This is a genomic window from Flavobacterium sp. W1B (assembly GCF_047344965.1).
Taxonomy (GTDB): Bacteria; Bacteroidota; Bacteroidia; order Flavobacteriales; family Flavobacteriaceae; genus Flavobacterium.
This window is the reverse complement of the sequence record NZ_CP178845.1, coordinates 3173197-3185967: the sequence shown is the minus strand read 5'-3', so window position 1 is coordinate 3185967 and position 12771 is coordinate 3173197. Positions and strand designations below refer to the sequence as shown.

Genomic DNA, 12771 nt, shown 5'->3' with positions numbered 1-12771 from the left:
TTATGCTAAAATTAATTTTTCTTGATTTAAAATTCCATAAACTTTACCTTTCATTTCCATTCCGAGGAAGGCGGAATTTTTTGATTTCGATAAAATGGATTCTTTGGTAAAAATGCTTTGTCCCTCAGGATTAAATAAGCTGATATTTGCTTTTAGACCTTCTTCTATAGGTTGGTTTTTGATACCAAAGGCTGTTTTTCCGGCAGTTAATTTTTCGATTACTTTTTCCAATGGTAAAACGGTCATCAAAGCGCCATAAGCACTTTCTAAACCAATTGTACCATTTTTTGCCATATCAAATTCCATCTTTTTATGTTCAATATCCATCGGATTATGATCAGATGTAATCATGTCGATGGTGTTGTCTAGGATTCCTTCCAATAATGCTTTTCTGTCTTCTTCTGTTCGCAAAGGAGGCGTAACTTTAAAACGGGTGTCAAAACCTTCGAGTTTTTCATCAGTCATCACAAGATGATGTACAGCAACACTGCAACTTACTTTTAATCCTTTTGCCTTGGCTTCTTTGATTAATTGAACTGATTTTGCTGTTGAAACAGTAGGGATGTGTAATTTACCTCCGGTGTATTCCAATAAGAATAAATTTCTGGCGATTTGTAATTCTTCGGCTAGATTTGGAATCCCTTTTAAGCCCAATCGGGTAGAAACGATTCCTTCATTAGCTACTCCATTTCCTTTTATTTTTTCATCTTGAGAAAATGCAATAACTAAACCATCAAAATCTTGCACATATTGTAAGGCAATTTTTAACAGATTAGCATTGTTTTGACTTTTATTGTAATCTCCAAAGGCAACAGCCCCCACTTTTTTCATGTCAAATAGTTCAGCCATATCATTTCCTTCGCTGCCTTTTGTCAAAGCACCTATCGGGAAAAGTTGTGTAGCGCTACCATTTGCCTTATTCTGCACAAAGTTTATTTGAGATTGATTGTCAATTATAGGGAAGGAGTTGGGTTGCAAAGCAATTGCAGTAAAACCGCTTTTTGCAGCAACGCTTAAGCCATTTTCAATGGTTTCTCTCTCTTCAAAACCCGGCTCGCCAAGTGTAACACTGCTGTCAAACCAGCCTTGAGACACATGTAAATTGTCGAGTTTTATTTCGTCTGCATTTTCTTTGTTGGCTAACGAAGTGCCAATTTTTTTAATAAAACCATCTATAATTAAAATATCTACTGTCTTGTTGTGAAAAGGACTTTTTGAATCGATAATTTTTGCTTCTCGGATGATTAATTTCATATGCAGATAATATTTACTTTTTATTTTAGGAATTTTAGAATTGCCATTTCGATTGATAGAAAAAGCAGTGCAAAGATAACAAACCATTTCCAAATTTGATTGTCTGTTCTGTCAGTTTGTAAAGTATCAAAGACGGTGGCTATAGAATTTATTATTTTATAATCAGAAAGGATATTTTCATTGGCAGCAGCCAAATTGCTTTCGGTTCTACTGTAATTAAAACTGATGTTTTCTACTGCCGTTTTTTGGTTGTAAATCTCGAAATTCCCTGCTTGAACCGGATAATCATTAAAGGTCAATTTGACTTTATTATTCAGGATTTGTTGAATGGGAATGAATTGTTCCGTAGGATTTTTAACGGACAAAATAGCATCTTTCGAAAGTAATACATCAGCAAAATAAGGATTCGAATTTCCTATTGTCAATGCCGTTACCGCATTTTTCTGGTTGCTCGTTGCCATTTTGTAAAAAGTTGGAACAATCAACGGGGATTGTTGGAAATTTGAATTTAAGATGTTTATTGGCGCCGAGAAAACATAAACAGCAGAGATAGGGCGAGATAAAGAAATCAAAAATGGCGTTTGATCATCATTATATAAAGCAGCCGGACTCGAACTAGTGATTTTAAACGAAGCGTTTGTTTTTGGATATTGAAAATTGGTGATTTTATTCTCAAACACAGCAGCAAATAACGGATGATTGAAATTGATTTTACTGATAAGTTTCTCGGTATTTTCTAAGTAATTGAATTGAACGGATCCAAAATTTGTCAAAAAGGAGTTTATGTTTGTTACCGCATTTTTTGCCGATGGAATCAGAACAAGATTGCCTCCTTTTTCTACAAAAGATTTCAAAGTAATTTGTAAAGCTTGCGGAATTTCATCGAGTTCGTTTAAAATAATAACGTCTTGTTTTTCTAAGCCGTTGTAATCTAATGAGCTAATTGGTGAATTACTAAAATTAAACTCATCAGCAGTATAAATTCGGCTTAAAAAGTTGCTCTTTTCGGGCTCTCCAATACTGATAATATTGATTTTTTTTGTTTTTGAAATGCTGAAATATAAAATGTTATCATATTCTAAACCATTGTCTGTGATGGAGACATAACCATGAAAATCTTGTTTTGGAATCGTAAAAAGAATGCTCTTTTTTTTAGTTTCAAAGTTTACCAATGTTTTTGCGATAAGTTTGTTTTTATTGTAAACTGCAATTGGTACTGGCTTAAAATCTTCGCCATGATTGGATAATTCAACGCTTATTTCATAGAAATCGTCCAATGTTTCATGAATAGATACGCTATCAACGGCAACGTTATTTTTTTGTTCCGCTTTTGGAATTATAAAATAAGGAATGTCGTTTTTATCAATGTTTTTGAGTTGTTTTTTGTCAAGACCTACCGCATCGGTAATAATCACAATGTCTTTTTTGAAAGCAGATTTATGCGATTTTACTTTTGCCATTAGTTGGTCTAATTGAAAAGGCAAGGCGCTGTATTTTAGGTTTTGCAAAGAATTCTGGATGGATTTTATATCGGTGTTCCAATAACTTTCAGAATTGGTGATCAAGGAAAAATTGACATTTTCGGGCGTATTTTCTAATAATTCCTGAACAGAACGTCTTAGTAATTCTCCTTTTTTGCCTTTGGCCTGCATGCTAAATGAATTATCCAGGATAATGTACATTTCATTTGTTGCATTGGCATTGTCTTTTGCTTTAAAATAAGGTTGGGCAAAGGCGAAAATAATAAATGCGATGAATAACAAACGAGAGCCAAGAAGCAACCATTTTTTGATTTTGGAATTTTTTCTGGTTTGGACAGAAAGAGCTGCCAAGAATTGAACATTGGTAAAATATTCCTTTTTAAATCGGCGAAATTGAAATAAATGGACCAAAATAGGTACAATCAATAGGAAAAGAAAGTATAGAATTTCGGGATGTTTAAATTGCATTCTTAGGTTTAATTTTCGTCACAAGATTATATTCTTGATCGGGTTCATTGTCAAAAATACAAATTTGTAGACAGCTTTTGTGGAAGTTGCTATAAATTTCGGGGCTAAAACTTTTAAAATTAATTTTCAGCTTTCTAGCCATTAATAAATCAAGTTTTGTAAGGCCTTAATTTTCATAATTTCTTAATAGTTTAATTTTTTTAAGTCCAAAAATGACAAAACCATATAAATTTTTAAAGGAACAATTAATTGAAAATCATTGTGTATTTTAGCTTTTTAATAAAATTTTAAACATGAAAAAATCGTTTGCTGTTCTTCTTTTAATTTTAGTGTTCACTAATGTGCAAGGACAAGGTAAAAAACAAAATTTGATTATTGGGACCTATACTAAAGGATGCGAAAGCAAGGGGATTTATGTCTATGATTTTGATTCAAAAACAGGCAATTTTAATTTTAAAAACAGCAGTGAGAATGTGGTGAATCCAAGTTATTTGACTGTTTCAAAGGATAATAAATTTATTTATGCTGTAAATGAAGACGGAAATGAAAGTGCTGTTAGTTCTTTTGGGTTCAATTCTTCAAATGGAGAATTGAATTTTATGAATAAACAAAGTTCCAAAGGAGCAGATCCTTGCTATATAATTAATGATGATAAAAATGTAATTATAGCCAATTATTCTGGCGGAAATATTTCTGTTTTTGGAAAAAATAGTGATGGCAGTATTGCTCAAGCCAAACAGGTTGTAGGGCAGAATAACAAAAGAAAAGAAAAGTCTAATGCTCACATGGTTTATTTCTCTCCGGATAAAAAATATGTTTTATCTAATAATTTGGGGAATGATAAAGTATATACGTATCAATACAATCCAAATTCTGACAGTGAAGTTTTGAGAGTTACCGATAGTGTTTCGGTAAAATCTGGAAGTGGTCCAAGACATCTCACTTTTAGCAAAGACGGTAAATTTGTTTATTTATTGCAGGAAATAGATGGTAGTTTAACAATATTTAGTTATAAAGAGGGTTCTTTGAAACAAATTGATATAACGACTGTTTTGGCAAAGGGCGCAAGTCAAGAAGGTGCTTCTGCAGATATACATATTTCTCCTGATGGTAAATTTTTATATGCAACCAACCGTGGAAAGGCAAATGATATTTCTATTTTTAAAATTGCTAAAAACGGAAAATTGGAATTTAAAGGGCAAACAAGTACTTTGGGCAAAGGACCTCGTAATTTTGCGATTGATCCTAGCGGGAACTTCCTTTTGGTAGCCCATCAATATACAAACGATGTCGTTATCTTTAAGCGTAATAAAACAACGGGAGCGTTGACAGATACTGGCAAAAGAATCACTTTATGTTCGCCGGTTTGTTTGGTTTTTACCAAGGAATAAAGTTTTATAAAGAAAAAAAGCCTAAAAATGAATTTCATCTTTAGGCTTTGGTAAACTTATTTCTTTTTCTTCTTTTTGGCAGCTTGGTTTTTCAGCATATTTCTGTTGACAGAACCATGTGTTTTTTTCTTGGTAACACCGGGACCTCCCAAATTGACTTTTTTATTCTTTTTACTTTTTTCCTGAAAAGCTCCATCACCTTCTAGTTTTTGTTTTTTCATTAAAAACTTAATCGGTTGACGGTCTTTTTCCGGTTCAATCAATTTCAATGAAATTTCAACGGCTTCAGGGAAAGGCTCCGGATTTAATTCCATATTCATCAATACCTCGACCTCTACTTTAGACTCTTCTTCTCGAGGTGCAATAAAACTAATTGCGGTACCCGTTGCATCAGCACGACCGGTTCTACCAATTCGGTGCATGTATAATTCAGGCATTTCGGGCATTTCAAAGTTAATTACGTGAGTAATATTCGAAATATCCAATCCTCTCGCCATAATATCGGTGGTAATCAGACCGCGAAGATTTCCTTCTTGAAATTCAGCCATCGTACTTAAACGGTAATTTTGCGATTTATTAGAGTGGATTACTCCAAATTGTCTTTCAAAATCTTCTTCGATTCGAACATGAAGCATGTCTGAAATTTTCTTATTATTTACAAAAACCAAAACACGACTCATGTCTTCGTTTGTTTCTAATAAGTGTTTTAACAGATTTGCTTTGGTGTTGAAATTGGGAACATTATAGGTAATTTGTTTGATATTTTCCAATGGAGTCCCCGATGGAGAAAGGGTAACTTCTTCGGGATAATCAAAGTAATCATTCAAAATGGTATCTACTTCATCAGTCATAGTCGCTGAAAAAAGGATATTTTGACGTTTTTTTGGCATCATAGCCAAAATCGCTGTCAACTGAGTACGGAAACCTAAATTCAGCATTTCATCAAACTCATCGATAACCAGTTTTTGCATTTCTTCAAAACGGATTACATTGTCTAATGTCAAATCCATGATCCTTCCGGGAGTTCCTACGAGTATGTCACAACCTTGATAAACGGTTGTTTTTTGGGTATTGATATTTACTCCACCAAATATTCCGATGGTTCTCACTGACATGTATTTAGTCAGTTTTTCTACTTCTTCTACAACTTGAACCACAAGTTCACGAGTAGGTACTAGGATTACTATTTTTGGAGTATGTCCTGGAGTAAATTTATATAATTTTAATAAGGGTAATAAATAGGCAAATGTTTTACCGGTTCCGGTTTGTGCAATTCCCATCATATCGCGACCAGACATTATTACAGAAAAAGTTTTTTCCTGAATAGGAGTTGGGGAAGTAAATCCTAAATCGTCTATTGCTTTTTGGACTGATTTTGGAAGATTTAATTGCTCGAAAGTGGTCATAAAACGTATATTTTTTGCAAAGATAGTCTTTTTGAAAGTAATGATTTTAAACGGATGCGTTTCATTTTAACTTATTTAAATTTTAAATCCCAAGAAAGACTAAGTGAATAAATCCAAAAATAGCTTCCGGGATCGAAACTTATTTCTTGATGAGCAATATCAAATTGAGCTCCCCAAGCATTTTTATTGCTAGCGGTGGTGAAATAATAACCAATATTAAAACGCTGTGTCTTTAGGTTTACGATTGCTGCATCGGCATCGTCAAATTTGAACTGATTTACCTCTGGAGAAACCCCCATACTATAACCAAAACTCATGTAATTTTCTGAATTACTGCGGTATTTCCTATAGTTTAAAGCAGCAGATGTACTCGTTCCTCCATCGCCAGGAGTAAAATAAGGACGCAATGACCAATAACTATTTCCGGTATACCAGCCTATTGCACCGGTGTAGATATTTGTTGTGCTGCTGTATTTCAATGTACGAAATCCAAGGGAAACTTCTAAACTATGCGGCAATGATTTGTATAATTCAGCGCCATATCTAACATCAGGGAAAAGGAAAGTATTTGCTAAGCCTAAATTTAGGTAAGCATATAAGCCTTTGGTAATTTTTGGATATAAATCGACTTCAAACTGGGCTCCATTCTCGTTGAATCTTCTGCTTAAGTTTAATTTTCCAATAATACTTCCGTATTTCGTGAGTCGGCTTAATTTAAGAGTATGGTATTGCATGGGATCAAAAACTTTTGAATACACATCAACACTGGATTTTATTCCGAAGGAGTTGTTTCTTAGTCCTTGACTCAAACTGATTTTATAATCGATGGCTTTTTGATCTTCTGGGTTTTTGTCTAAGACAGATTGAATTGTGTTTAAAGCATCCAAAGGATTATTGTTGCTTTCTTGGGCATTTGCTTTTAAATATAATAATTCGGCATCATCCGGGAAATGTTTTAAACTTTCGGTAGCCATTTCGAGTGCTTTAATCTTAAAATCGCCAAAAGATTCATTTTTAATGGCAGCAATCCAAGTGGCCTTATTTTTAGGGTCTTTCTTTAATACATAAGCAAATTCTTTTCGTGCTTTTTCATATTCAGCATCCCATGTATAAGTACTTGCCAAAAAAGTGCGAATTTCATGGTAATCAGGATATTTGGTTAGAATTTGAGATAAAGTATCTTGTGCCTGTTTGCGTTGCTGGTTGAAAGCTAGGGTGCGGGCTGTTTCAAATGAGGTGTCCGGATTACCATTGTATTTTCCTTTTTGAGCCTGCATTTGGAAAACCATTGCAAAGCAAATTACAAATGTTAGTCGAACTATTTTTTTGGAAATCATTATATAAAGGATTTTTTGATTTTAATTAATTCTTTTTCTTTAGGATGCTTTTTTATAAGACTGTCAATAACTTTATTGGCTAATGAGAGCTTATTGGTTCGTTTGTAGGCTTGTGCCAGTTTAACTCCTAATTCTGGCGTATCGACTTTATTTTTGAGCCCTTTTTTGGCAATGGCAATTGCTTTTAGATCTTGATTTGACCACCAATAGATGTCCATTAAAGCAAGGTAACTGTCATTGTAATAAGGAGTTCTTTTTACTACTTCCAGCAATTCAATCTCTGCTTTTTTGTAGTCATTATCCCAAGCCAAAGTTCGCCCTTTTAGCGTTCTTACATCGGCATAATTAGGGGATTCATTCAGGATATAGTTACATAATAACATTGCTTTATTACGTTCTTTATTGAAAGCAAATTCTCGGGCAAGAAGAAATATTTCATCATAGCTTAAGCCTTTGGTTAATTTTTTGATTGTTGCAAGATCTTGCTTTGAAAATTCAAAAGCGGGTTTTGCGTATATATTAATTGAGTTTGGAATAATTTTATTTTTCTGAGTCAGATAAGCATTAAGTCTTTTGGCTTCATTCAAAGTGTCTGTTATTGCTTTAAGCATTGCTCCGTCATTGACTTTTGCAATTTCAAAATTTTCATTTATTTTAAATAAATCACCGTTTGAATACAAAAAGTCTTTGTAAATCATATCATTAATACTTCCCTTGTTTTGCATGATGGGAATAGTATGAATGTTTCTGAATTTTTTGACAGTATCTAAACCGGAACTCATCCAAGTTGTTTTTTCTATTTTGTTCATCTTGTAATTATTCATTAAAAATGACACTAAACTGGGCGTTATGTCCCAATGAGAAGAAACGGATTTGAAGCTTTGTGGTTTTTTCAATAAAGGACTATAGATATACAATGGAACGTGAAAACGGCATAATTTATCCTTTTGAGCAATAGGGATTAATCTGTGATCCCCAGTGATTACAAAAATGGTATTCTTAAATTCAGGTCTTTTTGAATAGGATTCAATGAAATTTTTGATAGAATTATCAGTGTATAGTAAACAAGCAAAGATATCTTTATAAGTATTTACTTCTGATTTAGAAATTCCAAGCGTTTTATTAGAATCTATAATTTGATCCACTTTTTTTAAATACTCCTTTTTTGAAGGAAAATCAAAAGGTTCATGATTGGTAAGTGTCATGATGACATCCAGTCGCGGGAGTTTTTTTGAATCTAATTCAGAAAGTGTTTTTTTGAAAATTTCGCCATCAGGATATCCCCAAGTGAAACCACCCGAGTTTTCTTTGGTTTTTACATAACCAGGACCAAATTTATTGATGTCTATGACATTCTCAATTCCGTTGTATTCCAGGAAATTTATTTTCCTGTCAAAACTAGATTCATCACCAGAATAAAAAGAGGTTGTATAATCATTTGCCTTTAAAATACTGACTAGGGAAACATGAGAAGGCAAGGGATTCATCTCTAAAAAGCCTTTTTCGCCATAAGGCAATGAACCTAAGATAGAAGGCAATGCGCCAAAAGTTCGACCAGCATTACTGACAAAATTTTCCCAGTAAAGCGATTTTGGAATTAGGGAATCTAAATAAGGAGTAAAGCCCCTATATTGATTTTTTCCTATAAATTCAGCACCCAATCCTTCTACGATAATCATTACAATGTTTGGTTTTTCATCCTGAATTTCAAAAAATGGCGCTAAAACATCTGGAGTTGCATCAAATGGTTGAACCAACGGATATTCTTTTTTATAGAATAAATTAGCGGCATTAAATGCATTTTTGTTAGTTTGAAATCGGATAATATCCGTTGCGAAAAAGGATAATTTATTTTGATAAGCAGAATCAGAAGCATCAGGAATAATCCATTTTAAACTTCCGAATAGTACAATCAAAATGGCAGAAACGGTATAAACAGTGTTTAGTTTCGCATATTTAAGCATAAGATTGTTGATGCCTAAATACAAAAAAGGGAAAATTATAAAAGGTAGGAAATACAAGTAGGAAAGCGATTCGGATGCCGTTACCGTAGTGTACATATCATCTATAGAATATCCTAAAATATCAGCACCTAGATTTACAAGAGTGGTCAGATTGTATTTTACCAAGGCAAATTGACCAACAATAATTAAAAAAAACAGGACTTTGATTGCAGTTGCGCTCCAAGTTTTTTTAATAAAATAAAAAGCTACATAGATAGGCAAACTAAGTAAGCCAATGGCTAATATAGTTCCGAAATCATTAAGTAATTGATAAGCTAATATCGTGGTAAGATTAGGAAGATTTATTCCATTTGTTACTTTGATGTATATTTCAAAAATACTGATGAACCAAAATGTAACTACTAATGAAAGGGTTAAATAAATGAAAGGGAAACAGTTTTTCAATAGAACCTTAATATTCATATTTTAATTGTTATAATTTTTTTGAAATTTAATTATTTGAAATTCCTTTTCGCGTCATTTCTCCCCATTTTATTTTTTTGTTAAAATAATAGTCAAAATTACCTTTAATTGCGGCATATAAAATAAAAGGATGATTGACAAAAGGCTCTAAAAAGGCTGTGCTAATTAAACGAAAGCCAATCCCTTTTTTCTTGTATTGGTGATAGGTGAGTTCTTCGGTAATAATGGTGACAATAGAAAACATTACGGTAAATAAATAAGCCAAAATAATGAACGCAATAGCATATTCCCATTTGATATAATTATTGATTAAAAGAAATAAGAAATAAAATATTCCCGTAACTTCAATTACCGGAGCTAGTCTTTCATAGATTAACCAATAAGGATAACTTATCATCCCTAAAAAATTATAATTTCTGTTAAATCCAATTTTTCGGTGTTTTTTCAATGTTTCAATAGTTCCTCTTGTCCATCTATTTCTTTGAGAAATAAATATTTTATAATTGTCTGGCGCTTCGGTCCAGCAAAGAGGATCCGGAATATAAGCCACTTTGTATTTTATTTTTTGTTCTTCCATATGTCTTCTCATTCTTACAATGATTTCCATATCCTCGCCAACCGTATTGCTATCATAGCCACCAACTTCTATCGCCGCTTTTTTATCGAATATGCCAAAGGCTCCTGAAATAACTAATAAACCATTAAGTTTACTCCAGGCCATTCTCCCTAATAAAAAAGCTCTTAAGTATTCTAGAATTTGCCCTCTTACGATTAAGTTTTTAGGTAAGTTAACATCTAGTAATTCACCGTCTTTGATAACACAAGAATTGGCAATTCTAATTACGCCACCTGCGGCAATTACCTTAGCATCTGTGGTTTCTAAAAAAGGTTTAATCATTTTTTGTAAGGAATCCTGAAGTAATAAACAGTCAACATCAATACAGGCTACATACTTATTTGAGCTTATATTTAGTCCCATATTTAATGCATCGGCTTTTCCTCCGTTCTCTTTATCAACTACAATCAATTTCTCAAAAGCGGGATTTGTCGATTTAAAAACACCATCTCTAAGTTGTTTTGTGGGGATTTGATAGTTGATCAGATAATCAACTTTGACTAAGTCATATGCTTTTATCAATTTTTCGAGGCTGTCGTCTTTGCTGCCGTCGTTAACTATAATTACATCATAATTTACATAATGATTTGATAGTAGGGAACGCACATTTTCAACAATATTTAATGTTTCATTGTAGGCAGGAGCAATAATTGAAATGGATGGTGAAATGGAAGATGATAATATTTCTTTGTAATTTACAAAGCTGTTTTTCTTCATATATTCAACCGTTTCAAATGCAGATATTATAGATAAGATAATATAAGATACTATTGCGGTAAACGAAAAACCCAAAAACAAGTATTGAATTAAATCTATTATCATTTGAGTGGTTTTTTGTATTTAATTACTGGCTTTTATTAGATTATTTTTTTTAGAGTACTCTTGGTTTGTTGTTGTTTTGAAAGTATTATACATATCCACATTAAGCACTTTTAAGATTTTCATCACTGAAACTCTGATTTCAAAATTTTCATGATCAATAAATTGTAAAATAAAGGGAGTGTCAGTATTTTCATAGGTGTTTTCCATCATTTTAAAGAAAGCAATCTGTTCCTCAATACTACGGTTATAAAAATCATTTTTTAAAATTGGAATAGCTTCAGTAACACCCAAATTCGATAAGACATCAATTGCTTCAATCCGAATTGTTATATCAGAGTGGTTTAAAAGATTTATAATCGCATCTTTAGCTTCAAATTGATTGTATATTTTTGCTAGTTTTAAAGCGAAAATAACAACGGAATTATTTGAAGATTCTAGCCATTTTGTGATATCCGGTATCTCTTGATCTATAAAATTTTGAAGAATTTCTAATAATTGAATTTGGTTCCACTCGGATAAAGGAGTGGTCAAAACATTCAGAAAATCAAGTCCTTCAAAATGGAATAATTTAACGAGATACATTTGTGTCTCATTACGAACTTCTTTTTTAGGATGGTTTATTAGAAGAATAATCTCACTATGAACTTCTTTGATCTCAAATTGCGTTAGTTCTTTAATTGCTCTTGCTACTACATCCCATTTTTTATGCTTCAATTTAGAAGAAGCATAGTTTATAAGTCCAGTTTGGTAATAAAGTCTTTGAATAGCATCTGCCGTTTCCCCTGAAATCTCATTTCTTAATTTCAATAAGGTCGTAATGATAAGTTTTCTTTTTAAACCGTCCATAGAGTTTTTCTCTAAAAAATCAATTATTTTTTGTTGTTCAATACTGATTTCAGCGTCTTCATCACCAGAATATAAATATTCTATCAAATTGGATTCGTATTTTTTTTGATATACTTTTTGGATTCTTTCTTTAGTTTTCAGACGAACTCTTAGGTATTTTAAATAAAGGATTAAGCCCGTGATTGTTAAGGCAAAAACAGCACTCAAAGCCCATAAAAACAGAAGAAGTTCTGATGTGTTTTTGATATAGTCAATAATATATTGATATAGATTTGCCATAATCAACTAAACTTTTTTATTGTATTAGCCTTTTTATTCTAATAATTAATTCGTTAGGACTAAATGGTTTAGACATAAAATCTGTAGCGCCCAAGTTAAATGCATTAAGAACCATTTCCTCCTGACCTGCGGATGAAAATACGATAACAGGCGTCATTAGACTTAATTTATTTCTTACATGACTTATTATTTCTAACCCACTAATATAAGGCATCATAATATCGGTAAGAATTATTTCAGGATTATGCTGTTCTATTATTTCAATTGCTTCTTTTCCGTTTTCAGCAATAAAAAGATTATATCCTGCCTTTTCTAATTTGAATTTTAGTAATAAGGAGAGTATTGAATTGTCTTCAGCTAAAAGTATCTTTTTAGGTTCGCTCATTTCTTTTTTTTATAATTGAAATTCTATTGTACACTGTTAATTTTGAATGAAATATCCTGT

At 32.4% G+C, this 12771-nt stretch carries 9 protein-coding genes; 1 reads left to right on the top strand and 8 read right to left on the bottom strand.

Going from position 1 to position 12771, the window contains the following annotated elements; all coding sequences use genetic code 11:
* On the bottom strand, positions 1 to 1254 hold the full coding sequence (locus ACMDB5_RS13865) for a dihydroorotase (RefSeq protein WP_413998855.1): 1254 nt from the start codon (positions 1252 to 1254) through the stop codon (positions 1 to 3).
* 20 nt (positions 1255 to 1274) lie between these two features.
* On the bottom strand, positions 1275 to 3203 hold the full coding sequence (locus ACMDB5_RS13860) for a BatA domain-containing protein (RefSeq protein ID WP_413998854.1): 1929 nt from the start codon (positions 3201 to 3203) through the stop codon (positions 1275 to 1277).
* A 293-nt stretch (positions 3204 to 3496) separates the two neighbouring features.
* Between ACMDB5_RS13860 and ACMDB5_RS13855 the strand changes: the two genes are divergently transcribed.
* Positions 3497 to 4594 carry a lactonase family protein gene (locus ACMDB5_RS13855; RefSeq protein WP_413998853.1) on the top strand — a complete coding sequence of 366 codons (1098 nt, stop codon included), beginning with the start codon at positions 3497 to 3499 and terminating at the stop codon, positions 4592 to 4594.
* 56 nt (positions 4595 to 4650) lie between these two features.
* Here ACMDB5_RS13855 and ACMDB5_RS13850 read toward each other — a convergent pair whose 3' ends face one another.
* From ACMDB5_RS13850 to ACMDB5_RS13825, 6 genes are all read right to left on the bottom strand, one after another.
* Positions 4651 to 6000 carry a DEAD/DEAH box helicase gene (locus tag ACMDB5_RS13850; protein ID WP_413998852.1) on the bottom strand — a complete coding sequence of 450 codons (1350 nt, stop codon included), beginning with the start codon at positions 5998 to 6000 and terminating at the stop codon, positions 4651 to 4653.
* Between the two features lie 71 nt (positions 6001 to 6071).
* Positions 6072 to 7337 carry a YaiO family outer membrane beta-barrel protein gene (locus tag ACMDB5_RS13845; RefSeq protein WP_413998851.1) on the bottom strand — a complete coding sequence of 422 codons (1266 nt, stop codon included), beginning with the start codon at positions 7335 to 7337 and terminating at the stop codon, positions 6072 to 6074.
* Positions 7337 to 9763 carry a sulfatase-like hydrolase/transferase gene (locus ACMDB5_RS13840; protein ID WP_413998850.1) on the bottom strand — a complete coding sequence of 809 codons (2427 nt, stop codon included), beginning with the start codon at positions 9761 to 9763 and terminating at the stop codon, positions 7337 to 7339. The genes ACMDB5_RS13845 and ACMDB5_RS13840 overlap by 1 nt, the downstream gene beginning before the upstream one ends.
* A gap of 28 nt (positions 9764 to 9791) precedes the next feature.
* Positions 9792 to 11201 carry a glycosyltransferase family 2 protein gene (locus ACMDB5_RS13835; RefSeq protein WP_413998849.1) on the bottom strand — a complete coding sequence of 470 codons (1410 nt, stop codon included), beginning with the start codon at positions 11199 to 11201 and terminating at the stop codon, positions 9792 to 9794.
* Positions 11202 to 11219: 18 nt separating this feature from the next.
* The gene (locus tag ACMDB5_RS13830) at positions 11220 to 12326 is read right to left on the bottom strand and encodes a HEAT repeat domain-containing protein (protein WP_413998848.1); all 1107 of its coding nucleotides are present in this window, start codon (positions 12324 to 12326) and stop codon (positions 11220 to 11222) included.
* A 16-nt stretch (positions 12327 to 12342) separates the two neighbouring features.
* Entirely contained in the window at positions 12343 to 12711 is a 369-nt protein-coding gene (locus ACMDB5_RS13825) for a response regulator (RefSeq protein ID WP_413998847.1), read from the bottom strand.
* Positions 12712 to 12771: the final 60 nt, after the last annotated feature.

Bases quoted from the DNA above. Each gene is read 5' to 3' on its own strand.
- ACMDB5_RS13865 (WP_413998855.1), bottom strand. From the start codon at position 1,254: ATGAAATTAATCATCCGAGAAGCAAAAATTATCGATTCAAAAAGTCCT.
- ACMDB5_RS13860 (WP_413998854.1), bottom strand. From the start codon at position 3,203: ATGCAATTTAAACATCCCGAAATTCTATACTTTCTTTTCCTATTGATT.
- ACMDB5_RS13855 (WP_413998853.1), top strand. From the start codon at position 3,497: ATGAAAAAATCGTTTGCTGTTCTTCTTTTAATTTTAGTGTTCACTAAT.
- ACMDB5_RS13850 (WP_413998852.1), bottom strand. From the start codon at position 6,000: ATGACCACTTTCGAGCAATTAAATCTTCCAAAATCAGTCCAAAAAGCA.
- ACMDB5_RS13845 (WP_413998851.1), bottom strand. From the start codon at position 7,337: ATGATTTCCAAAAAAATAGTTCGACTAACATTTGTAATTTGCTTTGCA.
- ACMDB5_RS13840 (WP_413998850.1), bottom strand. From the start codon at position 9,763: ATGAATATTAAGGTTCTATTGAAAAACTGTTTCCCTTTCATTTATTTA.
- ACMDB5_RS13835 (WP_413998849.1), bottom strand. From the start codon at position 11,201: ATGATAATAGATTTAATTCAATACTTGTTTTTGGGTTTTTCGTTTACC.
- ACMDB5_RS13830 (WP_413998848.1), bottom strand. From the start codon at position 12,326: ATGGCAAATCTATATCAATATATTATTGACTATATCAAAAACACATCA.
- ACMDB5_RS13825 (WP_413998847.1), bottom strand. From the start codon at position 12,711: ATGAGCGAACCTAAAAAGATACTTTTAGCTGAAGACAATTCAATACTC.